The sequence below is a fragment of the Bacillus sp. EB106-08-02-XG196 genome (assembly GCF_013396335.1).
Taxonomy (GTDB): domain Bacteria; phylum Bacillota; class Bacilli; order Bacillales; family Cytobacillaceae; genus Neobacillus.
Window position 1 is genome coordinate 135,114 of sequence record NZ_JABWSY010000014.1, and the last position, 25,159, is coordinate 160,272.

29 protein-coding genes and 2 pseudogenes are annotated in these 25,159 nt (G+C 37.2%); 7 read left to right on the plus strand and 24 right to left on the minus strand.

The annotated features are described in order from the left end of the window. Position 1: 1 nt before the first annotated feature. Both MLOOGBEN_RS21285 and MLOOGBEN_RS21290 read right to left on the minus strand, forming a co-directional pair. On the minus strand, positions 2-394 hold the full coding sequence (locus MLOOGBEN_RS21285; RefSeq protein WP_179160279.1) for a VOC family protein: 393 nt from the start codon (positions 392-394) through the stop codon (positions 2-4). Between the two features lie 59 nt (positions 395-453). Continuing rightward, positions 454-741, minus strand: a complete 288-nt coding sequence (locus MLOOGBEN_RS21290) for a putative quinol monooxygenase (protein WP_179160280.1) — start codon at positions 739-741, stop codon at positions 454-456. A 349-nt stretch (positions 742-1,090) separates the two neighbouring features. Here MLOOGBEN_RS21290 and MLOOGBEN_RS21295 point away from each other — a divergent pair, with 349 nt between their 5' ends. Further along, positions 1,091-1,402 carry a winged helix-turn-helix transcriptional regulator gene (locus MLOOGBEN_RS21295; RefSeq protein ID WP_179160281.1) on the plus strand — a complete coding sequence of 104 codons (312 nt, stop codon included), beginning with the start codon at positions 1,091-1,093 and terminating at the stop codon, positions 1,400-1,402. Positions 1,403-1,784: 382 nt separating this feature from the next. Here the strand turns inward: MLOOGBEN_RS21295 and MLOOGBEN_RS21300 are convergent, their stop codons facing one another. Then, on the minus strand, positions 1,785-2,849 hold the full coding sequence (locus tag MLOOGBEN_RS21300; protein WP_179160282.1) for a Gfo/Idh/MocA family protein: 1,065 nt from the start codon (positions 2,847-2,849) through the stop codon (positions 1,785-1,787). Positions 2,850-3,123: 274 nt separating this feature from the next. On the opposite strand from MLOOGBEN_RS21300, the gene MLOOGBEN_RS21305 reads away from it, so the two are divergent. Further along, positions 3,124-3,888, plus strand: coding sequence for an IclR family transcriptional regulator (locus MLOOGBEN_RS21305; RefSeq protein WP_218781273.1), 765 nt, complete (start codon positions 3,124-3,126; stop codon positions 3,886-3,888). A 49-nt stretch (positions 3,889-3,937) separates the two neighbouring features. Here the strand turns inward: MLOOGBEN_RS21305 and MLOOGBEN_RS21310 are convergent, their stop codons facing one another. From MLOOGBEN_RS21310 to spxA, 8 genes are all read right to left on the minus strand, one after another. Beyond that, positions 3,938-4,570 (minus strand): FMN-dependent NADH-azoreductase, encoded by a 633-nt coding sequence (locus MLOOGBEN_RS21310; RefSeq protein WP_179160283.1) that lies wholly within the window; start codon positions 4,568-4,570, stop codon positions 3,938-3,940. A gap of 188 nt (positions 4,571-4,758) precedes the next feature. Then, the gene (wrbA, locus tag MLOOGBEN_RS21315; protein WP_179160284.1) at positions 4,759-5,424 is read right to left on the minus strand and encodes an NAD(P)H:quinone oxidoreductase; all 666 of its coding nucleotides are present in this window, start codon (positions 5,422-5,424) and stop codon (positions 4,759-4,761) included. A 92-nt stretch (positions 5,425-5,516) separates the two neighbouring features. Beyond that, positions 5,517-6,131 (minus strand): alpha/beta hydrolase, encoded by a 615-nt coding sequence (locus tag MLOOGBEN_RS21320; protein WP_179160285.1) that lies wholly within the window; start codon positions 6,129-6,131, stop codon positions 5,517-5,519. Positions 6,132-6,179: 48 nt separating this feature from the next. After that, a complete protein-coding gene (locus MLOOGBEN_RS21325) occupies positions 6,180-6,788 on the minus strand; it encodes a flavin reductase family protein (RefSeq protein WP_179160286.1) in 609 nt (202 codons plus the stop codon). Positions 6,789-6,810: 22 nt separating this feature from the next. Beyond that, on the minus strand, positions 6,811-7,749 hold the full coding sequence (locus tag MLOOGBEN_RS21330) for a ring-cleaving dioxygenase (RefSeq protein WP_179160287.1): 939 nt from the start codon (positions 7,747-7,749) through the stop codon (positions 6,811-6,813). Between the two features lie 91 nt (positions 7,750-7,840). Beyond that, positions 7,841-8,239 carry a DoxX family protein gene (locus MLOOGBEN_RS21335; protein WP_179160288.1) on the minus strand — a complete coding sequence of 133 codons (399 nt, stop codon included), beginning with the start codon at positions 8,237-8,239 and terminating at the stop codon, positions 7,841-7,843. Between the two features lie 61 nt (positions 8,240-8,300). Continuing rightward, entirely contained in the window at positions 8,301-8,723 is a 423-nt protein-coding gene (locus MLOOGBEN_RS21340) for a MarR family winged helix-turn-helix transcriptional regulator (RefSeq protein WP_179160289.1), read from the minus strand. 78 nt (positions 8,724-8,801) lie between these two features. After that, on the minus strand, positions 8,802-9,206 hold the full coding sequence (gene spxA / locus MLOOGBEN_RS21345; protein ID WP_179160290.1) for a transcriptional regulator SpxA: 405 nt from the start codon (positions 9,204-9,206) through the stop codon (positions 8,802-8,804). Between the two features lie 251 nt (positions 9,207-9,457). Between spxA and MLOOGBEN_RS21350 the strand changes: the two genes are divergently transcribed. Continuing rightward, entirely contained in the window at positions 9,458-9,892 is a 435-nt protein-coding gene (locus MLOOGBEN_RS21350; protein ID WP_179160291.1) for a CBS domain-containing protein, read from the plus strand. 412 nt (positions 9,893-10,304) lie between these two features. Further along, positions 10,305-10,799: a hypothetical protein gene (locus MLOOGBEN_RS21355; RefSeq protein ID WP_179160292.1), complete on the plus strand. Its 495-nt coding sequence runs from the start codon at positions 10,305-10,307 to the stop codon at positions 10,797-10,799. 484 nt (positions 10,800-11,283) lie between these two features. Here the strand turns inward: MLOOGBEN_RS21355 and MLOOGBEN_RS21360 are convergent, their stop codons facing one another. The 9 genes and pseudogenes from MLOOGBEN_RS21360 to MLOOGBEN_RS21395 form a co-directional block, all read right to left on the minus strand. Next, entirely contained in the window at positions 11,284-12,297 is a 1,014-nt protein-coding gene (locus MLOOGBEN_RS21360; RefSeq protein ID WP_179160293.1) for a pirin family protein, read from the minus strand. Positions 12,298-12,344: 47 nt separating this feature from the next. After that, positions 12,345-13,322, minus strand: coding sequence for a ring-cleaving dioxygenase (locus MLOOGBEN_RS21365; RefSeq protein WP_179160294.1), 978 nt, complete (start codon positions 13,320-13,322; stop codon positions 12,345-12,347). 19 nt (positions 13,323-13,341) lie between these two features. Beyond that, positions 13,342-14,310 (minus strand): ring-cleaving dioxygenase, encoded by a 969-nt coding sequence (locus MLOOGBEN_RS21370; RefSeq protein ID WP_179160295.1) that lies wholly within the window; start codon positions 14,308-14,310, stop codon positions 13,342-13,344. 368 nt (positions 14,311-14,678) lie between these two features. After that, positions 14,679-14,786: pseudogene (locus MLOOGBEN_RS29435) on the minus strand (hypothetical protein); the annotation flags it as partial. A 78-nt stretch (positions 14,787-14,864) separates the two neighbouring features. Further along, a complete protein-coding gene (gene fsa, locus MLOOGBEN_RS21375; RefSeq protein ID WP_179160296.1) occupies positions 14,865-15,524 on the minus strand; it encodes a fructose-6-phosphate aldolase in 660 nt (219 codons plus the stop codon). A 433-nt stretch (positions 15,525-15,957) separates the two neighbouring features. Beyond that, a complete protein-coding gene (gene gnd / locus MLOOGBEN_RS21380) occupies positions 15,958-16,851 on the minus strand; it encodes a phosphogluconate dehydrogenase (NAD(+)-dependent, decarboxylating) (RefSeq protein ID WP_179160297.1) in 894 nt (297 codons plus the stop codon). Positions 16,852-16,941: 90 nt separating this feature from the next. Further along, positions 16,942-18,436: pseudogene (gene zwf, locus MLOOGBEN_RS21385) on the minus strand (glucose-6-phosphate dehydrogenase). A gap of 39 nt (positions 18,437-18,475) precedes the next feature. Beyond that, positions 18,476-19,144, minus strand: coding sequence for a ribose-5-phosphate isomerase RpiA (rpiA, locus tag MLOOGBEN_RS21390; protein ID WP_179160298.1), 669 nt, complete (start codon positions 19,142-19,144; stop codon positions 18,476-18,478). A 35-nt stretch (positions 19,145-19,179) separates the two neighbouring features. Then, positions 19,180-19,314, minus strand: a complete 135-nt coding sequence (locus MLOOGBEN_RS21395) for a BA3454 family stress response protein (RefSeq protein ID WP_179160299.1) — start codon at positions 19,312-19,314, stop codon at positions 19,180-19,182. A 238-nt stretch (positions 19,315-19,552) separates the two neighbouring features. Between MLOOGBEN_RS21395 and MLOOGBEN_RS21400 the strand changes: the two genes are divergently transcribed. Then, positions 19,553-19,993 (plus strand): YaiI/YqxD family protein, encoded by a 441-nt coding sequence (locus tag MLOOGBEN_RS21400; RefSeq protein WP_179160300.1) that lies wholly within the window; start codon positions 19,553-19,555, stop codon positions 19,991-19,993. Positions 19,994-20,038: 45 nt separating this feature from the next. Here MLOOGBEN_RS21400 and MLOOGBEN_RS21405 read toward each other — a convergent pair whose 3' ends face one another. After that, the gene (locus MLOOGBEN_RS21405; protein ID WP_179160301.1) at positions 20,039-20,899 is read right to left on the minus strand and encodes an amidohydrolase family protein; all 861 of its coding nucleotides are present in this window, start codon (positions 20,897-20,899) and stop codon (positions 20,039-20,041) included. 239 nt (positions 20,900-21,138) lie between these two features. On the opposite strand from MLOOGBEN_RS21405, the gene MLOOGBEN_RS21410 reads away from it, so the two are divergent. After that, on the plus strand, positions 21,139-21,624 hold the full coding sequence (locus MLOOGBEN_RS21410) for an NUDIX hydrolase (protein WP_256989206.1): 486 nt from the start codon (positions 21,139-21,141) through the stop codon (positions 21,622-21,624). Positions 21,625-21,750: 126 nt separating this feature from the next. On the opposite strand, the gene MLOOGBEN_RS21415 is transcribed toward MLOOGBEN_RS21410, so the two are convergent. Together MLOOGBEN_RS21415 and MLOOGBEN_RS21420 are read right to left on the minus strand one after the other, a co-directional pair. Further along, positions 21,751-22,035, minus strand: a complete 285-nt coding sequence (locus tag MLOOGBEN_RS21415) for a DUF3784 domain-containing protein (protein ID WP_179160303.1) — start codon at positions 22,033-22,035, stop codon at positions 21,751-21,753. 81 nt (positions 22,036-22,116) lie between these two features. Next, positions 22,117-23,010 carry a DMT family transporter gene (locus MLOOGBEN_RS21420; RefSeq protein WP_179160304.1) on the minus strand — a complete coding sequence of 298 codons (894 nt, stop codon included), beginning with the start codon at positions 23,008-23,010 and terminating at the stop codon, positions 22,117-22,119. A gap of 242 nt (positions 23,011-23,252) precedes the next feature. Between MLOOGBEN_RS21420 and MLOOGBEN_RS21425 the strand changes: the two genes are divergently transcribed. Beyond that, the gene (locus MLOOGBEN_RS21425) at positions 23,253-24,122 is read left to right on the plus strand and encodes a LysR family transcriptional regulator (protein ID WP_179160305.1); all 870 of its coding nucleotides are present in this window, start codon (positions 23,253-23,255) and stop codon (positions 24,120-24,122) included. Positions 24,123-24,454: 332 nt separating this feature from the next. On the opposite strand, the gene MLOOGBEN_RS21430 is transcribed toward MLOOGBEN_RS21425, so the two are convergent. Further along, complete coding sequence (locus MLOOGBEN_RS21430; RefSeq protein ID WP_256989207.1) at positions 24,455-25,114, minus strand: anti-sigma factor; 660 nt, start codon at positions 25,112-25,114, stop codon at positions 24,455-24,457. Positions 25,115-25,159: the final 45 nt, after the last annotated feature.

The following is a 25,159-nucleotide window of genomic DNA, read 5'->3' on the forward strand; positions in this document are numbered from 1 at the left end:
CTTAGCCTTTCATATGTGGGGATTCAGGATTCATCTCCATAAACTCGAGCCAATTTCCATCAGGATCTACTACCCAGAATTGGTAATTCAGAGCCCTGCCTTGAGAAATTTCAACTTCTAAAGAAACTCCCTTTTTCTTCAATTGATCCGCTGCTTCATGGATATCATCGACCTCGAAGCAGATGTGGTCTGCTCTGTTCTTAACCCCCTCAGCACCTCCATAAAATAATTCAATGAAACACTCATCCGCTACTTTTACATAGACAATCCACGGTTCACCATTTGGATGATTCAATTCAAACGCTTTCTTAAAACCAAGCTTATTGCAATAAAAGTCCAATGAGCGTTCCATATCTACTACATGAAAACCTTTATGATTAATCCCTTTAATCATTTTTTCTCCCACCTTTACATTTTTTTATACTAAAACAGCCGCTACCTGTTCATAATTAATTATTTCACTTCTTTATAAAGGTTGATTTCTGTGCTTTCTCTCAATCTCCTCAACTTTGGAACAAATTTCATGATATGTTCACTTTTATTGTGTTGATTGATAACCTCTTCATTCTCCCATTCTTCAATCGTTGTAAGAATGGATGGATCATGGATATCTTCATGAAGAGTATACATCATGCATCCTTTTTCTTTTCTGGTTTCTGTCACAACTTCTCTAGCAAGAGTTAAATATTCTTCAAGATTTACCCCCGGTTTAAGCTTTGCCTTGCAAACTACTCTAATCATTTTAGTAGCTCCTTTTCTTTTGTTAATGACCAATATTTAAAAAACTAGACCTTCAAGACCATCATTTCATTTTAAGTAAATGCTCATTCACTTTTTAGTTAACCACATAACGATACACGTGTACCACTATATGATTATTTTAAGTATAAAAAATGTTTAATTACCATGTCAATAGATTGGTTTTTAAAATTATTGTCAATTTTTCCGTGTCAAATTTGTGAACTAAAAGTCACGTTATTGACCTGATTGGTAATAATAATCCAGTTAATACTTTATTTTAATTACTTGGTTTGCTAATATAAATATATAGTTATTAAAAATAACCAGGGTACTTTAGGGGGATTTGTGAATGGATACAGAAAATAAATTATGCAGCAAAGTTGAAGAATGCTATCATATACTAGGAAAAAAGTGGGTTGGCCTTGTCATTCACGCATTAATGGAGGAGCCAAAAAGATTTAGTGAAATCCATACCTTTATACCAGACTTAAGTAAAAGAGTATTAAATGAACGGATGAAAGAGCTCGAGGACAATGGAATTGTATTGCGAAATGTAATTGCAGACCGTCCTGTACGGACCGAATATTCTTTAACCAAAAAAGGGACAGAACTTGGACAATCGCTCAAAGCTTTAGAAGCATGGGCAGATAAATGGTTATGAATTAAAACCTCTCTAATTTAATACTGGTTTACTTGTGAGGTGCAAAACGGTAAATCGCAGATCAAATCAAATCCTTCACTGTCAAAAATGCTTAGAGATGCTATTATTTCTAAGCCTTTTTTAAATTTTATTTTCACGAAACCACCCGTAAGTTGTACAAGTTCATTAGATGCTAAAACGAGTTTGTTAAATAAGCGGAAAAATTCCTCTTAGTTAGAAAATAGCACTAAAAATGGCTTAAATAGACGGAAGATTTCCGACTATTTACTTGAAAAACGTGGAAATGGGCAATTTTGCTTAGCTTAATCGGAAAATCTCCGCTTATTTTATATGTCACTAGTTAACCATTTGAGGTTAAGACTTTAGTATGGTTACGGGATTGTTAGAGACTCTCTATTTGTACAGGCTGTCCTGTCCGTGCGGATTGATAAATAGCTAATATGATTTTTAGTGGTTTTAATCCCTCTTCACCATTTACAAGCGGTTCTCTATCTTCCTGTATAGCATTTATCATATCGATAAACTGCAAACGATGAGAAGCGCCATCAAGTGCTGCAGGGTTAACAGACGCATGATCGAAATCTCCCCCATTATGCTTTTCAATACCAGCTAAGTTAATAGCTTCACTTTCATTATTTGGATTTCTTAGATAATGCTTCATTAATTGATCATTCTCAATCACTGCTGTACCTGTTGTTCCGATAATCTCCAAGCGGGCTGACAAGCCTGGATAAGCAGCTGTAGTTCCAACAATGGTTCCTAACCCGCCATTTTTAAATTTCACTGTGGCAACAGCCACATCCTCCACTTCAATTCCTTCATGAGCCAATATGGCTATATGCGCGTATACACTTTCTACCTCACCCATGAAATACTGAAATAAATCTATCGTATGAATGGATTGATTGATTAAGACGCCGCCCCCATCCATTTTCAATGTCCCTCTCCACTTACTAGTATCATAGTAGCTTTGAGGACGATACCAATTCACAGCGGCTTGCCCAAGGACCATTTTTCCAAATCGTCCTGAATCAATATCATCTTTAATCTTCACAGCCGATGCATCAAAACGATGTTGTGAAATAATACTTAGTTTAACATGATGTTCACGGCATACATCGATCATTTGCTGCGCTTTCTCAAGGGAAATATCCATTGGCTTTTCAACGATTACATGCTTGCCTGCCCGTGCAGCCTCTATTGCCATATCAGCGTGAGTACCGCTTGGTGTAATAATCGATACAATATCAATATCTTTTCTCTTTAGCATTTCTTGATAATCTGTATACCAATCTGCACCTGCTTTTTCCGCAAGTGATTTTGCTTTTTCCTCCTTACGAGAGTAAATAGCAACCACTTTTGCTCCTTCAATCGCTGAAATTTGCTCATAATGCGTTGTACTAATGAGACCAGTTCCAACAATAGCAAACCCAAATTCCGTTTTCATTACAACCGCTCTCCTTCAGAATTAACTCTCTATTTATTTTCGTTATCATATTTATTAACATTCGTATTTAACAAAGTTATCATCCATAATAATTAACCACAATGTGGTACAATTGTATCGTATTGTGGTTAATTAAAGTATAATTTATAATTAAAGAACCTGTCAATTATTCTTTCTTCATAATTTTGTTATTATTACTATATGTATTTATGTCTTTACACTATTTGCTGGAATTAAATTAGGCTATTATGTTTGAAAGGAAGGAGGAATTATCTTGAACATCGATGACCAAAATCAAAATAAGACATCCAGTATCCAGGTTATTACACGTGCGGCTAATATACTGCGGACACTTAGAGAGCACCCAAAAGGATTAAGCCTTACACAGATTGCAAGAGAAGTGGACCTGGCAAGGTCAACTGTCCAAAGAATTGTAGCCGCACTAGAACAAGAAAACCTAGTAACACCTGCTTCTGCTAACAGAGGATTTCGCCTTGGGCCTGAGATTGCAAGGCTTGCTGGCGCTGTACATAGTGATTTAAGAGAAGAAATTAGACCATTTTTAATCCAGCTTTCAAATATGATCAATGAAACGGTCGACCTATCTGTATTAGATAACGGTAAGGTACTATTTGTTGATCAAATTATCGCGGCTCATCCCCTGCAGGCAACATCACAGCCTGGTGCCTCTTTTCCATTGCATTGCACAGCAAACGGAAAAGCCATTCTCGCTTCACTGCCTTTAACTGAAGTTGAAAACCTGCTGCCGCAACAGCTTAAACAGTATACAGATAAAACGATTACGAATCGGGATGAATTGTTAAAGGAGCTAGAAACGGCCAGAAGAGATGGAGTTGCTTTTTCAAGAGAAGAGCATATTGAAGGAATATGTGCAGTCGGGGCTGTTGTAGTAGATCGATTGGGCAATCGGAGTGCAGTCTCCATTCCACTCCCATCTACACGTTTTTATGGGAATGAGGATAAGCTCGTTACTGCCCTTATCAAAACATGTCAAAATATTAATCGACACTTCGAATAAAGGATATAAGGAAAGGCGCTGGAATATTTCCAAGCGCCTTCCTTCATTATTATACTGCTACTGGTGATAATTTCTTTGCAGCTTCTTTTACTTTTTCTAATCCTGCAGCAATAATCGCTTCAGCTTGAGCTGGCATTGCTGCATGCCCTTCAATAATAACTTCGTCAATGATTTCCATACCGAATACAAGACCAACAACGTTTTTAATATAAGTAGCAGACATTTCCATTGGTGCTGCTTCAGGTGTTGAATAAACGCCGCCGCGTGCACTTAGGATAATTGCTTTTTTGTGTGTCATTAATTGGACAGCTTGACCATTTTCATCGTACTTGAAAGTGAAACCAGCTTGGTATACATAATCAATGAACGTTTGTAATGGTGCTGGGATTGTTAAGTTCCATAATGGGAATGCGAATACCACTAAGTCAGCAGCTGTAAGAGCATCCATTGCTTTTTGTTTTGCAGCTAGAAGACGTTTTTCTAGATCCGTCATTTCCTCGCCTGATTCAACTTTACCAAATGCATTGAATAAATCTTGACCAAAGTAAGGCATATCTTCAGCAAAAACATCGAAAGTTGTGACATTCACACCCTCTAAGTTTTCCATAAAAGTTTCATACATTTTACTTGATACAGCATCTGAAGCTGGACGGTTGTTTGCTTTTACTACTAAAACATTCATATATATAACTCTCCTTTTTATCTCGGAATTTACTATTTTTAAATCATTTATCTCGAATTAATAATATATTAATCTAGTACTCTAGTCAATAGAACCGCCATAGTAGATATTTCCTGTTTTAGAAAGTAAATAACTAATAAAAAAGTCTGATGGAATGACCCCATCAGACTTTTTTATTCATTTAAATTTTATTGATTCGCTTTTTTTACCCATTCTGCAACTGTTACTGTACGCTTTGCTTGATGTTTTACAGCAGCTTGTACATCTTCAATCATTTTACCGTCCTGACCTACTGTAACGCTTGTTCCATATGGATTACCTCCAGCTCCGAATGTTACTGGATCCGTATAACCAGGAGCCGCTACAATGGCACCCCAATGATACATGGTTGTGTAAAGTGATAAAATCGTTGCTTCTTGACCACCGTGAGGGTTTTGTGCGGAAGTCATTGCGCTTACAACTTTATTCATTAGCTTGCCATTAAACCAAAGACCGCCAGTTGTGTCTAAGAATTGCTTCATTTGAGCTGGCATGTTACCAAAGCGGGTAGGCACACTGAAAATAATCGCATCTGCCCATTCTAGGTCATCCAATTTAACCTCTGGTACATCTTTGGTTGCATCTACATGTGCTTTCCAACCGGGATTCCCTTCAATGGCTGATTGTGGAGCAAGTTCAGGTACTTTTAATACTTTTACTTCAGCACCCGCTTCCTTTGCACCTTCCTCGGCCCATTTTGATAATTGATAATTTGTGCCACCCATGCTGTAATAAATCACCGCTAATTTTACATTTGTCATTTTTTCTTCCTCCTTTTCAGTTGCATTTCCAAATAAACGAGACAAGAAACCCATTTGTAACACCTCCTATTATTTCTCTCTTTTAAAATTCCATTCAGTCTTAAGCCGTTCTTTTTTTCTCCGTTGAGTCTTCCCTTTAAGTTATATTATTTCGTTATATAATGCTTTCGATACCAATTTGCTGCTGCTTCTACTTCTTGACTGGTTAATTGATGACCTCTATTTTCCCAATGGAGTTCTACCTTCGCATTTGCCTTTTCTAATAATGACTGAAGCTCTGTTGATTCCATTGGAGAACAAATCGGGTCATTCGTCCCCGCTGCAATAAATACTGATTTTCCAGTTAAATCAGGAAGTTCCATTCCTTTTCGAGGCACCATTGGATGATGAAGAATTGCACCCTTTAATGCATGCTGATAGTGAAATAATAAACTCGCAGCAATATTTGCTCCATTCGAGTAGCCGATGGCGAGAATATTATCGCGGTCAAAATCATACTTTTCAGCGGCTTCATCTAGAAACTCGTTCAATTCCTTTGTTCGAAAAATTAAATCTTCCTCATCAAATACACCTTCAGCTAATCTGCGGAAGAAACGAGGCATGCCATTTTCTAAAACATTCCCACGAACGCTTAGTACGTTTGCCTCATCATCAATCATTCCTGCAAGCGGAAGCAGGTCTAGTTCATTGCCTCCTGTTCCATGCAGCATAAGAAAAGTTGGTTTTGTTGGATTTTGTCCCTTATTGAATATATGTTTCATTATTGATCTCCCTCTATTAAGAAATTCTCCAAAGTGTTCACCTAGAGATTATTTAGGTCTTTCTATTTCAAAAATCTCACCGATTTTGGCGTAATTATTACCGGCCAATCTGCTAACAGCTGCTAATCCCCTAGGATCAATTCTTCCTTTATCATATAGGTCATTTTCGATATGAAACTGAACAATTCTCCCTATTAAAAGATCACAACCCGGTGAATCCACTCCACCTAATTCAAGGGAATGCTCTAAAAGGCATTCCATTCGAATTTTGGCTTCTTTTACACCAGGTACAGAGACTTTGACACTTTCCACTGGCGTTAATTGAGCCATTTCTATTTCACTTTGATGAGGAGGCAGACTTGCTGCAGTTTGATTGATCTTTTCAACATTCTGTTCATCTACGATGTGAATCACAAATTCTTTTGACTCGTTGATATTTCTCGTTGTATCTTTGTACTGCCCCTCTCTTCGCTGAATCGATAACGAAATCATCGGGGGATTTGAAGAAACAATATTAAAATAACTAAAAGGTGCACCATTTAAACTTCCATCCTTCGAAAGCGTGGTAACAAAAGCAATCGGTCTTGGAATAATACTGCCGATTAGAAATTTATAATTTTCTCTTTCAGACAATGAGGCCGGATCAATTGAAAGCATGACATCATTCCTTTTCGAATAATTAATCTAATTCTCTAACTTTAAAAGGCAGCAACCCGCGTTCAATTTGTTCTCTGTGTTGTTCATACTGTGCAGGCAGCATTAATTTTTCTCCCATTGTCGCTACGGACTCATCATGGGCAAAGCCTGGAGGATCAGTGGCAATTTCAAATAAGATTTCCCCATGTTCTCTAAAATAAATCGCATTGAAATAGTTTCGATCCTGTACAGGAGTGACACCGTAACCATTGGCGGCAACATACTTTTGCCATTCCAGTTGATCGTCATCATCGCTTGCACGCCATGCGATATGATGTACAGTACCCACACCCATTTGTCCCCGTCCAATCGTAGTTAATTTTAGGTCAATGACATTTCCGATATCAGCCGAAGACCGGTAACGGGCGAAATCTCCTTCTTTTCCAACGAATTCAAGCCCCATAACTTTTTCTAACAAATCTGCCGTTTTACTAGGCTGTGATGATAATAGAGTGGTCCCGCCAAACCCTTTGATGGCAACTTCTGGTGTAACGCCGTTAAAGTTCCAATTATTCACTTCTCCTTCTTCTCTTTCAACAATTTCAAGGTGAAGACCATGTGGATCATCGAATTCCAAATATTGCTCACCGAATCGTTCCATTTTAGTAAATGGTATTTTAAACTTTTCTAATCTATTTTCCCAAAATACCATGGAACCTTTAGGAACAACATATGAGGTGACTCCTACTTGACCGTCACCGATTGTTCCCGGACGGGCTCCAGCCCAAGGAAAGAAGGTGATGATGGTTCCAGGTTTTCCTCCTTCATCTCCGAAATAGAGGTGATAGGTACCAGGGTCATCAAAATTTACCGTTTGTTTCACTAGGCGCAATCCTAAAACACCTGCATAAAAGTCAACATTCTCCTGTGGATGACCAACAATAGCAGTAATATGATGAATACCCATTGTTTTCTTACTCATTTTAAAACACTCCTTTTTATATTATGGTGTCTTATTTTTATTTAAATTATCGATAAAACCCCTAAATTAAGATTCTCTAATCCGAGATATATTAGAATAAAAAAGCATCTAATGCATATTGACCTGGTCCAATTAGTGCTATACCAATTACCACTGCTATTAATGTCAGGTTATATTCATATCCATTTTGTGTTGCCCAATAACCATTAGCAGCATGAACCTTTATAATCGCCATTACCATTGTAGCTGCAATCATGATTCCTGCAAGGGGTGTAAGAAGTCCTAATGTAAACAATAATCCCCCCATTAATTCTGCTAATCCTGCCATAAGGGCCATCATCACACCTGGTTTCATACCAAGGGATTCCATCCAGCCACCTGTACCCTTTAAGCCGTAACCGCCAAACCAGCCAAATAATTTCTGTGCGCCGTGAGCCATGAATGACACACCAATTACTACCCTTATAATTAATAATCCAATACTCATCATTTTATTTTCCTCCTGCTTTCTATTTATCTCGATTTCGAGATATCAACTAAAAAAATATACATCACACTCTGTTACTAACCTTTTTTAAGGAGTCGACTAACAACTGTGATTCATTATCTGTTAAATCAGCAAAAATTGAATCAATCATGTCTTGATACTTCGGCATGATGCTTTCCATCATCTCAATTCCTTCAGCCGTTAAGGTTATATGAATAACCCGCCTGTCTTCTCTACAGTCATTTCTTTTTAGTATCCCTTTTTTTTCAAGTTTATCAATAACATACGTCATCGAACCGCTAGAGATCAGGATTTTACTTCCAATTTGCTGAATGGTTTGTTTTCCTTTGTGGAATAGCACTTCTAAAACAGAGAACTCGGTAATACTAAGTTTATTTTTGGACATTTCATCTCTTATTCTTTCCTGAATGGCTTTTGAGGTTTGCATTAACAGTAAAAATGGCTGGTTTGTACATTTCCTTTCCATGTTTACACCTCCTGTTTTAAATATCCTTATTGAATACGTTATTTACTCGATATTATTGCAAATGCAGAAACACTTCCTCTATTGAGCTTCTTCAGTAAAGCTATGGACTTCATCAAGTTGAAATATACGCATGTAACGTGGCAAAAAGCTACGTATTTCCTCTTCATTAAACCCTACTTGTAGTCTCTTTTCATCAAGGATTAACGGTTTCCTTAATACCCCGGGATTTTCTTTAATGATTGCATATAATTCACGGAGTGAAAGAGAATCAATATTTATATTTAACTTCTGAAATGCTTTTGACTTAGTTGAGATAATTTCATCGGTGCCATCCTCTGTGAAGTGAAGAATATTCTTAATCTCATCTAATGTAAGCTTTTCAGAAAGGATATTTCTTTCCTTATAAGGAATTTGATGTTCATCAAACCAAGCTTTTGCTTTTCGGCATGAAGCACAACTAGGTGTATTATATAAAGTTACCATTATTAACACTCCCTTATATTTTTTAGTCCATTTCACTTCTATCCAACCAGCGTTCCCTTTTATCTCAGCTCAAGTTATCTTGAAACAAATTATCTCGAATTGAAGATACCTTTATTATATACCAACTACTTCATAAGTCAACCGTAAATAATAAAATAATGGTGCAGCTTATATAAAGAAAAAAATTACCATAAATAATAGCGCCAATGTTCCCTATCCTATAAAGGTAAATATAATTTGGAGGTAATTTCATGGCACAATTAAGAGATATTATGACAGCAAATATTGTTACTGTTAACGAAACACAGACCGTACAGGAAGCTGCAGCGTTAATGAGCCAATATAATATTGGAGCTATCCCAGTAGTAAATAACAACAGGCAAATGGTTGGAATTGTAACGGATCGTGATATTACCCTTCGTACGACAGCACAAGGAGAAAATGCACAAACACCAGTATCTCAAGTTATGACTGCACAACAAATCGTACAAGGTACACCTGATATGGATGTTCATCAAGCTGCGAACATTATGGCACAGCAGCAAATTCGCCGTTTGCCGGTAATCGAAAATGGACAAATAGTAGGGATGGTTGCTTTAGGTGACCTAGCAGTACAAAATCAATTTGCAAACGAGGCAGAACAGGCGTTACAAAGTATTTCAACTCCTTCAGCACCGCAACAGTAGCAGGAGTTACTTTTATTACCATAAAATAATTATTAGCACAGACCCAGGCCTTGGTCTGTGCTAACATTTTTTATAGTAGAAGTGCATCACAGGTCTTTAGTCAATCAATAAATTCACCTAATGAACACCTTCCTCCAAATTTTGCTTTAATGGTGAAAAGTCACAATTACTCTCCATATTGATATTCCCAACTATTAGCTAAAAGCGCTTAATTCCAGACCCATCCTTTTATTTTCGTACCCGATAGATATAGTAATCGTTTGGTGTTTCTAAATTATTTAGGAGCATTCCGACATAATCCCACGTAACTTTAATTGATTTATTTACTCATGTTTACTATAATACAATTAGGTTACTTAAAGTATACATGTTACTTTTTATATAAAACTATTTTAGAAGTGAGGTAAGGGACATGAATATGTTAGAATCAAAAGTAATACAAACTAGATTTGAAAAAGAAATTTTTATAGAAGAAACATCAAATATTAGCATTAATGAGTTTCGTAATCTTGATAATAATGATCCTTTTTATGAATTTATGATTGGTTTGGATCTAATTCGGATTAGGGATCATGAATATTATGGAACGAAGAAAAGTTACGTAAATATAAGAATTTCTGAAGATTTACAATCTCTTTTCATAGTAGAGCCTGATGTTCAAAGTATTTTTGCCATCAAAAATGAGAAGGAAAAAGAAGCAGCCATTGAATTAATTCAGTATTTATTTGTTGATTCACCAACTTTTAAACAAGCAGTTACTGAAATGATAAGTAACTTAAAGAAGGAAAATATCGTTAATGGATTTGAAGTCAAAGAAGCAAAGACTAAACTGGCTGTGCTGGAAAGATTATTAAACGTCAGTGATGAAGATATGCATTTTACGATTAGAATGGAAAATATAGCTTAGGAATAAAAAGGGAGAGAAGCCTTATAAATGGCTTCTCTCCTGTCAGTAATAGTGCACTTTCACCTTCGATATTATTTCGATATACTTCAAGTGGTGACAGGCACCATTAATTAGCACCCATGCTGATAAATAGACGGAGAAATTCCGCTTAATTAGTAATTATCATAAAAAAAAGCTTAAATAGACGGAGATATTCCGCCTATTGATTCGAAAAACATGAAAATTGATGAAATTTCTTTGCATAACCGGAAAACCTCCGCTTATTTTTTTTGCTGCTTTTTTATTTGAATTGTTGATTACATAGGACCCGTTTGGAGATGAAACTCTTTTTGCGGGATAAAGGATTCATTCCAGGCTACCTGCCCAAAAAATCATTATTCATAAAGGTCGATGAAAGACAAATCAGAAGTTTCCTCATTAATAAAATGACTCAGTCCAATAGTGAACTGAGTCTTTTTCATATAAAACTATGCACCAGTAGTGGTTACCTTTTTTCAACTCTTCCATCCGCATAGCGTGCGAATCTTCCTGATTCACGCTTATTTACAGGATCAGGACGGTCCCATGGCCAGCCTCCAAATTGTGTATTTTGATAATCCTTGAATGCATCGCGAATTTCCTGCTCAGTATTCATGACAAACGGTCCATAGGATATGACAGGTTCTTGTATTGGCTCACCCTCCAGGAGCAGCATATAACTCTCAGAAGATCCATTTGTAATCGTAACTTCCTGATCACCAGCGAGCTTTACACGATGGTTCGTTTCAATCGCTGTTTCGTCAATATTTAGTGTATCTCCCTGATAATAGTATAAATTTCTTGTCATTGTCGCTGAAACTGCGGGCAGGACGAAGACTGCTTCTGGCATCATATGAATAACGCAGATTCCCACATGATGATTTTTATCGTTTGCCCAAGAAGCAGCGTTTGGTTCTAAACTAGACTGGCCCATCACATTTCCGGCGATCAGTCTTACGGTCGTTTTCTGTCCATTTGTATCAGCCGATTGTACTTCCGGTATATCCTCAGCCCATAACATTTTATATTCAGGATCAGCGAATTTATCTTTTACAGGTAAATTCAGCCATATCTGAAAGAATTCAAGTGGATTGCCTTTGTCCTGATGGACGAGAGGAAACATTTCAGAATGCTGGCTGCCCTTTCCTGCTGTCATCCATTGAACATCCCCATTCCCAAATCTTCCTGTGGACCCATATGAGTCAAAATGATCAATCAAACCTTCAAGAACGACAGTTACCGTTTCAAAACCTCTGTGGGGATGTACAGGAAATCCCGGAACCGTTTTGCCATGATACATTCTAAAACCATCACGCAACGTAAAATCCTCACCAAGATTTCTGCCTTCCAATGAAGCGTTAGGACCCTGCTGATCATTTCCTGAAGGATATGCATCTTTATGATGCACGGTCATAAGGAACGGGTCTTCTGTCTCCCATGGAAATCCTAATTTTTGTATTTTCATGATTTTACTATTCATTCCTATTCCTCTCCTTTAAAAACCATCCAATTGTGAAATAATTCCTATTATTCCTTGATGAATTCCTTTGTACTTCTTACTGTATCAATTGGACGAACTAATTTTTCTATTTCTTCACGTTTTGGCTCTAAGAATGGAGGTAAAGATAATTTTTCTCCCAGCGTTTCATAAGGTTCATCTCCCATGAAACCAGGGCCATCCGTAGCGAACTCAAATAATATTTGCGGTGCAACTCTTGCGTATAATGACTCAAAAAAGTGACGATTTACATAACCGGATGTTTGGAATCCAAAACCACTCAACCGTTCAATCCATTCCTCTAAAACAGCACGATCCTCTACACGTAATGCTGCATGGTGAACCGTACCAAATCCTTGTCGGGCTTCAGGAAGAACCGCATTATATTCTACAATGACTGAGGCACCATTTCCGCCTTCTCCCACTTCAAATAAGTGGAAGGAACCATCTTTATCTGTCTCTTTAAATAATAGAACCTTTTCCATCATTTCTTTAAAATAATCAAAGTTCGCAATACGAACAAAAACAGGACCTAAACCCGTAATGGCATATTCCAGTGGAATTGGACCTTTTTGCCATGGTGTGCCAGATTCCACGCCTTTATTGAATTCATCTGAAATCAATTGATATTGTTGATCATCAAAGTCAACGAAAGAAAGAGTTTTCTTGCCAAATTGTTCTTTGATTCCAGTATGTTTAACTTCTAGACGATCAAAACGTTTTACCCAATAGTCTAACGCAGCATCACTTGGTACACGGAACGATGTCTTTGAAATCTCGTTTGTACCGTGTACGCCTTTCGGAATCCCGGGGAAGTCAAAGAATGTCATGTCTGTGCCTGCACTGCCTTTATCATCTGCAAAGAATAAATGATAGGTTTGAATATCATCTTGATTGACCGTTTTCTTAACTAATCGCATACCTAAAACATAAGTGAAAAATTCATAGTTCTTTTCTGCACTGCTAGTAATTGCTGTTATATGGTGTATTCCTTTTAAATGGTTCATTCCATATTCCTCCAAGTGTTTAATTTAAGATTAATGGACGTAACTTTTCTTCGATTTCTTTTCGATTTGGTTCTAAAAATGATGGAAGTGATAGTTTTTCTCCCATTGTTTCCATTGGTTCATCTGTCGCAAATCCTGGTGTATCTGTTGATAATTCAAATAAGATTCCATTGGGTTCCCTAAAATATAGTGCTTTGAAGTAATACCGCTCCACTTTCCCTGAATTCGGTAACCTGTATTCTTTCAAACGCTCTGCCCATTGATCATATTCTTCCTCATTCGGAACACGGAAGGCAACATGGTGAACACCTCCACGACCTAATCGGACTCTTGGCAATTCAGGTCTTGTTTCAATATGAACCTCAGCACCGCTGCCTCCTTCGCCAGTTGCATAAACCGATATATCAGGATAATCCCCTTCAAGTGACGGATAGGAACCGACAAATCGAAAACCCATAACTTCTGTTAATACACCAATAGTTGGTTCTGCAATTGCCACTGTAAGGGTTACAGGTCCTAAACCAATAATGGCATGTTCCAACGGAATGTCATCTCGTTGCCAAGGAACCCCTGCTCTCACACCTTTTTCACCGTTATCAGATACAAGTACTATCCGAGTCCCCTCGAAATCTCTGAAAGCCAATGTATCACGACTTGCTCTTTTTTGAATATCATCATGTTCAATCCCAAATTGGTTAAAACGTTCTTTCCAAAATAACAATGATTCCGAATTTCTAACTCTAAGTGATACAGTAGAAATATCTGAAGTTCCCCTATATGTTTTCCCCAGATGAGGAATGTCAAAGAACGTAACTTCAGTTCCTGGGGTTCCTTCACCATCAGCATAGAAAAGATGATAGGATTCTGTATTATCCTGGTTTACAGTTTTCTTTACCAATCTCATTCCTAAAATTTTTGTATAAAATTCATAATTCTTTTCCGCTTTCCCTGTTAAAATTGATACATGATGTAGTCCTAAGAGTTCCATCTCTTAATCATTCCTGTCATAATAGTAACAATCATAGTTTCTTCATGTGCTGTTAATGTTGTTTATCTCGAATTCGAGATAATTTATAAAAAAAATGAGAGTATAAACTTTATTCATCAATTGCTTTAGGTGTTTGCTTTACTATTAGAAAGGGCAGATTATTGCATTTCCTCTCCATTATTTCACCCCCTAAAGAATCTTAAATTAAAATATCTTGGATTAAAATATCTCGAATATAGTGTAATATTAATACCTATAAACCTTTTTGTCAATAACACTTTTATTTTATTGAATTAAAATGCATTTATAGATATTTCCAAATATGCAGTCCAATTCGCGAATTGGACTGCTTTTTAATCAGATTACTATTATTTTGATATGCGTTTTTGCAATTCTTCTCTTTCTGCTTCATATCCTGGCTTACCAAGGAGTGCAAACATGTTTTTCTTATAAGCTTCTACACCCGGCTGGTCAAAATAGATAGCTTTTGTATTCTGCCAAGTTGGGTTTGTTTTATGTAAGGGCGTTAACTCTGAGATAACACCCTTCTTTTATTAGACAGTTTTCCAATCAGTAGCAAATTTTTCAAGTCCCTGATCTGTTAACGGATGCTTTGATAGTTGCTCAATAACCTTAAATGGAATGGTTGCGATATGAGCTCCAGCCAATGCAACACGGGTTACATGGTCCGGATGACGAACAGATGCTGCAATGATTTGTGAATCTAGATTTTGAACACGGAACATTTGAGCAATTTTTGCGACAAGTTCTACTCCATCTTCATTAATATCATCCAAGCGTCCTAAGAATGGAGAAACATACGTAGCTCCTGCACGTGCAGCAAGTAATGCCTGATTGACACTAAAAATTAAGGTAACATTGGTTTTAACTCCTTTTTTAGTTAAATAGCGGCAAGTCTCTAGTCCGTCAAGTGTCATTGGAACTTTGATGGTAATATTCTTATCACCGCCGTTAATTTTAATCAGCTCGTCTGCTTCCGCAATCATTTGCTCAGCTGTTAAAGCATTTGGTGTTACTTCGGCAGAAACTGATTCAACCTCCGGAACGGCATTTAAGATTTCTGCGATACGGTCTTCGAATTTCACGCCTTCTTTAGCAACGAGTGAAGGGTTAGTTGTTACACCTGATAATACGCCAATTTTATATGCCTTTTTAATTTCCTCTAAGTTTGCAGTATCGATAAAAAATTTCATGATGTTTTTCCTCCAATTTTTTTATGGTTTTATTAAAGATAAATGTTGATTTTTCTCATGAAAATCCTTATTAAGGACGAATCTCACTGGGAGCTCTCCTGATTTGTCCTTCATCTCGCTTATGAAGGACGAATCTCATTGGGAACTCTCCTGATTTGTCCTTCATCTCGCTTATGAAGGACGAATCTCTTTGCGAGCTCTCCTGATTTGTCCTTCATCTCGCTTATGAAGGACGAATCTCTTTGCGAGCTCTCCTGATTTGTCCTTCATCCCGCTTATGAAGGACGAATCTCGTTGGGAACTCTCCTGATTTGTCCTTCATCCCGCTTATGAAGGACGAATCTCAATATGAACTCTCCTGATTTGTCCTTCATCATACTTTTAGACAGCTGTTCTATTAATCAAAAATGAAATTTTACATAAGTTAAATTTATTAATTTTTTTCGACAGCATGTCCGCCAAATTCATTTCTTAATGCAGCTACAACCTTTCCTGTAAAGGTATCATCTTCCAGGGAGCGATAACGCATTAATAATGACATAGCAATGACGGGTGTTGCTGTTTTGAGGTCTAATGCGGCCTCTACAGTCCATTTTCCTTCACCAGAGGAATGCATAATCCCTTTAATTTCATCCAAATTTGGATATTTTGAGAATGCATTTTCTGTTAATTCCATCAGCCATGAACGAATAACGGATCCATTATTCCAAACTCTTGCCACCTGTTCATAATCAAAATCGAATTCACTTTTTTCCAGTACTTCAAATCCTTCTCCAATAGCAGCCATCATGGCATATTCGATTCCATTATGAACCATCTTTAAGAAATGCCCGCTGCCTGCTTTACCGGCATATAAGAAGCCATTTTCAACAGCTGTATCTTTGAACAGGGGTTGTACGACTTCCCATGCCTCTGGGTCTCCGCCGATCATATAACAAGCACCATTTCGCGCACCCTCCATACCGCCTGAAGTACCCGCATCCATAAAGCTTACGCCTACTTCCTTTAATTCATTGTAGCGTTGAATTGATTCCTTATAGTGAGAATTACCTGCTTCAACGACAATATCTCCTTTTTCCAAAAACGGCAGGATTTCACCGATTACGGAATCAACCACTGCATGCGGGACCATAATCCATATAACCCTTGGATGATCCAAAGACTGAATGAGTTCTTTATAACTTGATACACCTGTTGCTCCATATTGCTTCATATTATCTACTGCATTTGGATTCACATCAAATGCTATCACTTCGTGATGGTGATCCAATAAATTTTGTCCTAAATTCATCCCCATTTTCCCTAAACCAATAAGTCCAACCTTCATTATATTTCCCTCCAACAGCTTGATTATTATTTCGTAAAATACCTCTTGTATATATTCTGCTGAATGCTGACTAAACAATTCCCAACTTGTTTAGTTCCGTAATACCTTTTCCTTATTTTCTTGAAGTTTTTCATCCAGCCACCATGTAAAGCCATTTTCCAAAAGTAATAAATCAGCGGCAGCAGGACCATAAGAACCTGACTGATATTCAGTGAGCGGTACTAGATTTTCCTTAAATGCATCTAATATCGGCTGCACCCATTCCCATGACAAATCAACTTCTTTCCAATGAGCAAAGAAGGTGGAATCTCCATTCATTGCATCATTAATTAGTCTTTCATACGCTTCAGGGACCCCTAAGCTTATTTGGTCATTCGATAAATGGATCCTTACAGGTTCAACCTTTCCATTATTTAATGGGTTTTTGCTGTTTAATTGGATAGAAATATTTTCATCTGGGTTGATTTCGATGATTAATAAGTTAGGATTTATTTGATTATTTTTATACGAAAGGTTTTCCTGATTTTTAAATTCAATGACAATTCGGGTGGATTTTTCTTTCATTCTTTTTCCTGTGCGAATGTAAAAGGGAACCCCGGTCCAGGATGGATGATCCATCCACAACCTTGCAGCAACAAAGGTATCCGTAGTGGAAGCAGAAGCAACGCCTGGCTCCTCTTGATAGCTCGGGACTTTCTCTCCATTTACTTCTCCTGAAATGTATTGGCCGCGTACAATATCGTAATGAACATTTTCTTTCATTACGGAACGAAGTGACTCCATGACCTTCCGTTTCTCTCTTCTAACTTCTGCTGCGTTTATTTCTTTTGGTGTATCCATAGCGGTCATCATTAGCATTTGCAGCATATGGTTTTGAAACATATCACGGATTGCCCCAGCCTGATCGTAGTATCCAGCTCTTTTTTCAACCCCAACCGTTTCACTCGCGGTAATTTGAACATTTGCTATATGTTCTTTATTCCACAAGGACCGCAGAATCGGATTTGCAAAAGACAAAGCTTCAAGGTTCTGAACCATCGGTTTGCCTAAGTAGTGGTCAATTCGAAAAATTTCCTCTTCGACAAAGACACGACTTAGTTTTTCATTTAGGTCATGTGCAGATTGGAGGTCATGACCAAAGGGCTTTTCAATGATCAAGCGTTTCCAGCCCGTGGTCTCACCTAATCCACTCTTATTGATGTTAAGGGCAATCGTATCAAAAAATTCTGGTGCAACCGAAAGATAAAACATGCGATTTTCTTCTAAATGAAATTCCTTTTCTTGCTTCTCTACTAACTGTAGTAATGCTTTATAATCTTCTTGACGATTCACATCCAATTTACTATAGCGGAAGTAATCTAAAAATCCTCCCATAGCAGCAGCCTCATGTTCTAGACGCCGAGAAAACTCCAAAATGGATTCTTTCACTTTCTCTTGAAAATCAGCATGTGAAAGTTCCCCTCTTCCAAGCCCAATTATAGATATGGACTTTGGTAATTTCTGATCAACATATAAGTTGTAGAGAGCTTTTTCTTTTCGCTAGATCCCCTGTGGCTCCAAATATGACAAAAGTCATTGATTCCATTCCTCTTCCCCCATGTTCGTAATCTATTTTCTCTACTATTTATCTTCGGACTTTCGTTACAAGTTTGTTATCCATAATGGTAATAACAGCATCCGCCATACCGACAAATAATCCATTATCCACCACACCAGGCAGGAGGTTCAGATTTTTCTCTAATACTTCTGGCTGATTAATTTCTTGAAAGCTGCTGTCGATCATATAGTTACCATTATCGGTAAGAAAAGGAGTTCCTCCACTATTCCTGAGCGTTGGTTTACCTCCAAGCTCTCGAATGTATTTCATGGTCATTTCATATCCAAATGGCACCACTTCGATTGGCAGTGGAAAAGTACCTAATGTTTCAACATACTTTTGAGAATCAGCAACGACGATAAAAGTTTTCGCTGCCTTCGCGATAATTTTCTCTCTTAGAAGGGCTCCGCCTCCCCCTTTTATGAGATGTAATTCTGGGTTCACCTCATCAGCCCCATCAATCGCTACATCAATTTGATCAATCTCATGGAACGAAACAAGCGGGATGCCGAGCTCTATTGCTAATTTTTCTGTCTGCTTAGAGGATGGGACCCCTTTTATGGACAATCCTTGCTCGACCAATTCGCCAAGCTTAGAAATGAAATAATAGACAGTAGACCCTGTACCAAGTCCCACGATCATTCCGTCTTTTATATACTCTACAGCTTTTTCTCCAACTTCCTTTTTTTCAATCATGCCTTTATCCCCCTTTTACGCTGGATATCTCATGATTAATTTGTCCATTGTCTTCTAACTTGTTCCCTTGCCATCTGTAAGATTTGTTTTTCTGGTGTGTCTTTGCTTACAATGACATTCGTTTGATAGTTTTTTCCTTCGAAATTAAGTTTTACAGTTACTTCAATCATAAAGTTCACTCCTTAATGGTTTTTAAAATGATCTTTCTTGTAGTTGCTTTTATTAAAGGGTTATTTATTGTTATTCAAGTTACTTTATGTAACCATATTACATCTTCCTTTTTAGAATCGTCAAGAATTTTATCTCGAATTAAAGATATTAATATTTAAAATGCATAAAGCTTCAATTCTAAAACTAATGTTAAAATTTATATATAATAGAAAGAATACCTTTACAGGAGTGATAAAGTTGAAAATATATGTTGATGCAGATGCTTGTCCGGTTAAGGATATAATTATCACTGAGAGTAGGAATGCTGACATTCCTGTTGTCCTTGTTACTAGCTTATCTCATTTTTCTAATGCAGAACAACCATCAGGCGTAGAAACCATTTATGTGGATTCTGGAGCAGATGCTGCGGATTATCGGATTATGAAGTTAGCTGGAAAAGGAGATATAATCGTTACGCAGGATTATGGTCTCGCTTCGCTTGGTTTAGCAAAAGGGTGTACGGTTCTACATCATACTGGGTATAGCTATACAAATGAAAACATTGACCAATTATTACAATCACGTTATTTGAGTGCAATGGCTCGAAAAAGCGGAAAACGTACAAAGGGGCCAAAACCATTTACAGCCGAAGATAAGGAGAAATTTAGGGAGCTTTTTAAAAGGGCGATTTTATGTTAATAAATCAGCCCCTTTCAATTTGAGAAGTTGGGAAGAAGTTTAGGATTAATTAATCAATCCTAAAAAGTTTTTCCCAATGATATATTCCTTCTGGTCATCAGGAAGTTGAAGTGAATCAATCCAGCCTTTCTTTGACGAATAATCATATTCATTAAACTTCTTCATCCCATACGGGCCGTCGCAGCCAAAAAGAACTTTTCGATAGCCTAAAGATTCGACTGCTTGCTTTACAAGAGATGCATTTAGATAATCGCTTGATGTATCGACAAATACATTGGGTTGATCCTTCACATAATTCCATAGTTTCTTCCAAAAAGGCAGGCCGGCGTGAGCATAAATCAATTTAAGGTTAGGGTAATTTTCAGGTAAATATTTATAAGAGTCTTTTTCTGATGATAAATGAATAATCATAGGTTTACCTTTTGATTCACACAAAGCGGCAACTGGATCAAGTGACTTAATACTATATTCATGCATGAACGGATGAGCTTTCACTCCAATAAAACCAGGTTTAGTAAGATATGATTCTACTTCTTCCATTGATTCAGGAATCATTGGGTTTACGGCTGCCCATCCTAGAAACCGGTCTGGAAATCTATCAATGGCAGCAGCAACAAGATCATTCCTCGGCTTGGTAAAAATCTTGTAGGAATGGCCATAAAGATTGAAAAAGCCATCCTTCACTAGACCATCATAAATTTTGAGTCCAATTTGCGGAGCATTAAGTATTAGAAATCGGAAAAACCGTTGTAAATTATGTTGATAAGTACTTTCCACTTCAAACATGGTTTCGTTCATGGGAGCAATGAGCGCTGTTTTCGTTACATTATTTTCATTCATACCCTCTAGCATTTTGTCTAGAGTCAACATGGTTTCATCCACATGAAAATGGCAATCAACAATCATTTAAGTACTCCCCTTCGAATAACTATCTTATTTCTGTTATCAACTACTTAACTGTATTACCTTGTTAAATACATATTCTGCTTAGGCCTAGAATATCCTTTACATCATTCTGATAAAACACTATCGGATAACGAAAAACACTATCAGATAGCGGAATTTACTCTCGGATAGCAGGACTTACTCTTAGAGGCTAAAATAATCCCATTGATTCGGATATTGAAAAAGATTAATCTGTTCTTATGGATATTTTTTTGACTGCGAGGTACCAAATTTTGAACTATACACTCTGTTTTTTACAAAAGGAAAATGATGTCTTGATGTTATTACGTGCAAAGGAACCTAATAAGGGAAAATGGAATGGTGTCGGTGGAAAGATTGAGCACGATGAAACACCTTATGAAGGATGTACACGAGAAGTATTAGAGGAAACGGGATTACTGCTTAAGAAGCCAATTTTCAGAGGCATGATAGCATTGAACGGGGTTGAATGCATATATGTATTTGCCAGCAATGACTTCGAAGGCGATCTTCTTTCTTCTGATGAAGGAATCCTTGAATGGAAGAAACTCGAGTGGATCTTATCCTCGAAGGATGTGGTGGAGAATATCCCATTTTTTATTGAGGACGTTTTAAATTTTACGAGGGAACCGAAAGTGTACGACTGTAGCTATTCAGACAGTGGAGAATTAACCGGATTTCAAGTTAAATTATTTCAATCTTTTTAGGCTTAGTGAGCGGGATAAAGGATTTTCACAACCGGCTTTGTATGCAATTTCTATTGTTTCTCTAGGTTATCGGAACTACTTAGGGTTTAACACTGCGTTTTTCACTATTGCTACCCGTTAATTTAACTAATCGAGTAACCTTCTATTTATAAATAAGTACACAATTGTTAATAAAACCAACATAGCAATTATTAGAACCGTTTTCTCGTAAGGATATTCAATAAAACTATGGATAACTACTAACAAACCTAACGGTAGGAAAAAAACTCCTCCTGCTACCTTACCTAATAAATCCTTATTTTTAATCATTTTTTCATTGAATCCAGCTAACAGCCACGTTTGTTTTTTCACAGCTACTAAGTATGATACAAGTAAAAGGACTATACCAATAATCAATAATCCGTAGTCCACCTCTACACCTCCCAAATGCCTGACACTTTTTATACGAATCACAAAATAGTGGGAAACAAATGCTTCCCACTGTTTTTAACGTTATTCAGATGGTGTTTTCATTAGTTGTTTTGAAAAGTTAACTGATCTAATTTCACTAACAAATGTAGAGCCTAATAGCAATACACCACCAAGCATTTGAACAATTGTCATTTGTTCTTGCAGGATAATTGCAGAAATCAATATAGCCACAAATGGATCGACATAACTTAGCATAGCTATACTCTGTCCTTTCAACCCTTCCATACCAGAGAAAAATAACCAGAACCCAATCCCTGTATTGATAATCCCTAAAATTAAAATAAAAGGAATGGAAGAGCTTGATACTTCAAAGATACCAAAGCTGGAAGTCAAGAAAACATATGGCATTAGAAGTAAAGTAGCTGTTCCAAGCTGAATGATGGCCAGCTCTAACTTTCCCATATCTTTAATAAATTTATTTAAAAGCAATAACGCAGCATAAAATGCAGCTGCGATTAATCCAAAGGAAAGCCCAAGTATATCATCTGATTTAGATGCACTCACGCCTTCTCCTACAATCATTAACATACTTGAGATCGCTACACCTATACACACAATTTTCTTGATAGATAATTGTTCCCGAAGTACAAATGGAGAAAGAATCATCACAAACACAGGTGCAAAGTAATAACCTAGCGTTGCATTGGCAATTGTCGTATGGTCATACGATTGATAAAGAAAAATCCAATTTCCTCCCAATGCAATACCTGAAAGAATCAGAAATAAAGCATTAGATTTAACTAAATTCCATGATATTTTTTTCTTACTCATGAAGAATATTAACAATAAAAATAAGCTTCCTATGAAACTGCTTAGTAAAGCTCTTTCACTCGAAGATAGATCAATGTGTCGAACAACTAAACCAATTGTACCGAAAATCATCATTGATAATATAAACTGAATTTTAGATTTCATCGTCTACTCCTAAGAATCTGTGAAACAACTTATATTTCGCAGATTCTTAACCTGTCTTTTTGTATAAAATGATGAGTCTGGTTCTTTTTCTAAAATATCACTCACAAAAAACATCGTTAAACACCTTTTCCTTTCCTAACTTGAATAATTAATAGTAAAAATATATCATAATCACATACATTACAAAAACGAATGTTTATCATGATATATATGACAAAACCAGATGGAGTGAGGAAAGAGATATGAATATCCAAAAATATATGGCATTTGTCAAAGTAGTAGAATTGGGTAGTTTTACAAAAGCTGCCGAAATATTGGACTATTCACAGTCTGGGATTAGCCGTATGATTAACGATTTAGAAAAGGAATGGGGGATTTTCCTTTTTGAAAGAGGACGTGCCGGTATCAATTTAACCTCGGATGGTTTAAAGTTACTGCCCCAATTAAAGCGAATTTGCAATGAGTATGAAATCTTAATGAAGCAGATCGAAGACTTAAATAATTTGGAATCTGGGATGATTCGTATTGGGACATTTTCCAGCGTAGCATCTCATTGGCTCCCTAACATTATAAAAATTTTTAAGCAGGATTTTCCAAAGATAGATTTTGAATTTCTGCTTGGTGATTATACTGAAATTGAGAGCTGGATCCTAAATGGGCGTGTTGACTTCGGATTTTTGCGGCTCCCGACAAAAGCAGAACTTGAAACAATCTTTTTGGAACAAGACCGTTTGCTGGTAGTGATTCCACAAAATCATCCTCTTGCTAATTGCGAAAAGTTTCCCATCAACGACTTATTGAACAGTCCGTTTATGCTGTTGGAAAAGGGGGCAAAAGCAGAAATCTCCGAAATTTTTGAGAGACACCATATTTCACCGAATGTTAATTTTACAACATGGGATGACTATGCCATTATGTCTATGGTGGAAAATGGGCTAGGAATCAGTATATTACCAGAATTGATATTGCAGCGTATTCCTCACAAAATTATAGCGAAAGAGCTTGAGGTTCCTGCTTTTAGAAATATTGGTGTTGCTATGAGAGAACAAAAATCACTTTCCCTTGCGTCCAAGAAATTTTTAGAATATTTATCATATAGGAACAGAGAGTGATTGAGTATGATGGATCAAATTGTTAAACACACATGACAGCCTGTTTGAAATATTTCAAATCATGGGTTCGCACCTATACGTTGGTCCGAACCTTTTATGATACTGAAGAAAATATTCAGACTGGCAACAATGCATGTTTTTAAACATATACTCACTAAATCCTTAGCAAACGAATGTATAAAAAAGAATTCCTAATTGTTTCTGTAGATCCTTCTTGCACCCTACATCGTTACATCAATAAAAAAAGCATTACCATTTTTCTAGTAATGCACCTGTTCGTAATATAAGGTTAGCCTGATATTTAAAATGTATCTGTCCTTTTCTGTTACCATCTATGACCCAGCTATTTTTTCTCCACTCGGCTGGCTGCTGTCGGCGTCCGGTTCGACAGTGATGCCGATTTGATCAAAAGTCTGCCCTTCTGCGAGCTGGTAGGTCAGTATTCCGGATCCGTTTTCGTCTGGCTTGAATATGCCGCCATTTTCCCTCGTGCCGTTTTTCAGCAACCAAACCTGGTAAACCTGTGAACCTTCGACGCCGGGCAATTCGTGAACCTGCACCACCAAATTTTTCTTTAATCCCTGTTGGACAATATAGGCGATGCCATTTGTTCCCGGGTGGTTTTGATTGGCTGCTTTTAAGGGAATGGCCGTTAAAATTTCAATGGGTATATTTTCGGCATGACGATTTTTTTCCTGTACATTCGCTATTCCAAGGCCAATAATCGCGAGCAACAAGACGGCCACTATACTGGTTGAAACTAGAGTGAACTGGCTTCTGAGTATCATGGCAAGCTTGCTCATCTTAGCCATGAATGTTTCCGTACCGCTTTTCCCTTTGTGATCAAAAACAAATCCCAGCACCTCGCCTTTTAGCGATTCAGGCACCTCGATTTCGGTATAATCAAACGGCAAAGCATTCCAGGCCTGGGACAATTCCTGATATTCTTTCTTACACTCCGTACAATTCTTTAAATGTTCAACAAAGGCCATGTGTTCGCTCTCCTTGAGCTCATTTGCTATATATGGAATTAAATG

Excerpts from the sequence above, each read along its gene's own strand:
- MLOOGBEN_RS21285 (WP_179160279.1), bottom strand. The coding sequence starts at position 394 with ATGATTAAAGGGATTAATCATAAAGGTTTTCATGTAGTAGATATGGAA.
- MLOOGBEN_RS21290 (WP_179160280.1), bottom strand. The coding sequence starts at position 741 with ATGATTAGAGTAGTTTGCAAGGCAAAGCTTAAACCGGGGGTAAATCTT.
- MLOOGBEN_RS21295 (WP_179160281.1), top strand. The coding sequence starts at position 1,091 with ATGGATACAGAAAATAAATTATGCAGCAAAGTTGAAGAATGCTATCAT.
- MLOOGBEN_RS21300 (WP_179160282.1), bottom strand. The coding sequence starts at position 2,849 with ATGAAAACGGAATTTGGGTTTGCTATTGTTGGAACTGGTCTCATTAGT.
- MLOOGBEN_RS21310 (WP_179160283.1), bottom strand. The coding sequence starts at position 4,570 with ATGAATGTTTTAGTAGTAAAAGCAAACAACCGTCCAGCTTCAGATGCT.
- wrbA (WP_179160284.1), bottom strand. The coding sequence starts at position 5,424 with ATGGGTTTCTTGTCTCGTTTATTTGGAAATGCAACTGAAAAGGAGGAA.
- MLOOGBEN_RS21320 (WP_179160285.1), bottom strand. The coding sequence starts at position 6,131 with ATGAAACATATATTCAATAAGGGACAAAATCCAACAAAACCAACTTTT.
- MLOOGBEN_RS21325 (WP_179160286.1), bottom strand. The coding sequence starts at position 6,788 with ATGCTTTCAATTGATCCGGCCTCATTGTCTGAAAGAGAAAATTATAAA.
- MLOOGBEN_RS21330 (WP_179160287.1), bottom strand. The coding sequence starts at position 7,749 with ATGAGTAAGAAAACAATGGGTATTCATCATATTACTGCTATTGTTGGT.
- MLOOGBEN_RS21335 (WP_179160288.1), bottom strand. The coding sequence starts at position 8,239 with ATGATGAGTATTGGATTATTAATTATAAGGGTAGTAATTGGTGTGTCA.
- MLOOGBEN_RS21340 (WP_179160289.1), bottom strand. The coding sequence starts at position 8,723 with ATGGAAAGGAAATGTACAAACCAGCCATTTTTACTGTTAATGCAAACC.
- spxA (WP_179160290.1), bottom strand. The coding sequence starts at position 9,206 with ATGGTAACTTTATATAATACACCTAGTTGTGCTTCATGCCGAAAAGCA.
- MLOOGBEN_RS21350 (WP_179160291.1), top strand. The coding sequence starts at position 9,458 with ATGGCACAATTAAGAGATATTATGACAGCAAATATTGTTACTGTTAAC.
- MLOOGBEN_RS21355 (WP_179160292.1), top strand. The coding sequence starts at position 10,305 with ATGAATATGTTAGAATCAAAAGTAATACAAACTAGATTTGAAAAAGAA.
- MLOOGBEN_RS21360 (WP_179160293.1), bottom strand. The coding sequence starts at position 12,297 with ATGAATAGTAAAATCATGAAAATACAAAAATTAGGATTTCCATGGGAG.
- MLOOGBEN_RS21365 (WP_179160294.1), bottom strand. The coding sequence starts at position 13,322 with ATGAACCATTTAAAAGGAATACACCATATAACAGCAATTACTAGCAGT.
- MLOOGBEN_RS21370 (WP_179160295.1), bottom strand. The coding sequence starts at position 14,310 with ATGGAACTCTTAGGACTACATCATGTATCAATTTTAACAGGGAAAGCG.
- fsa (WP_179160296.1), bottom strand. The coding sequence starts at position 15,524 with ATGAAATTTTTTATCGATACTGCAAACTTAGAGGAAATTAAAAAGGCA.
- gnd (WP_179160297.1), bottom strand. The coding sequence starts at position 16,851 with ATGAAGGTTGGACTTATTGGTTTAGGGAAAATGGGGATGAATTTAGGA.
- rpiA (WP_179160298.1), bottom strand. The coding sequence starts at position 19,144 with ATGATTGAAAAAAAGGAAGTTGGAGAAAAAGCTGTAGAGTATATAAAA.
- MLOOGBEN_RS21395 (WP_179160299.1), bottom strand. The coding sequence starts at position 19,314 with ATGATTGAAGTAACTGTAAAACTTAATTTCGAAGGAAAAAACTATCAA.
- MLOOGBEN_RS21405 (WP_179160301.1), bottom strand. The coding sequence starts at position 20,899 with ATGATTGTTGATTGCCATTTTCATGTGGATGAAACCATGTTGACTCTA.
- MLOOGBEN_RS21410 (WP_256989206.1), top strand. The coding sequence starts at position 21,139 with ATGGATATTTTTTTGACTGCGAGGTACCAAATTTTGAACTATACACTC.
- MLOOGBEN_RS21420 (WP_179160304.1), bottom strand. The coding sequence starts at position 23,010 with ATGAAATCTAAAATTCAGTTTATATTATCAATGATGATTTTCGGTACA.
- MLOOGBEN_RS21425 (WP_179160305.1), top strand. The coding sequence starts at position 23,253 with ATGAATATCCAAAAATATATGGCATTTGTCAAAGTAGTAGAATTGGGT.
- MLOOGBEN_RS21430 (WP_256989207.1), bottom strand. The coding sequence starts at position 25,114 with ATGGCCTTTGTTGAACATTTAAAGAATTGTACGGAGTGTAAGAAAGAA.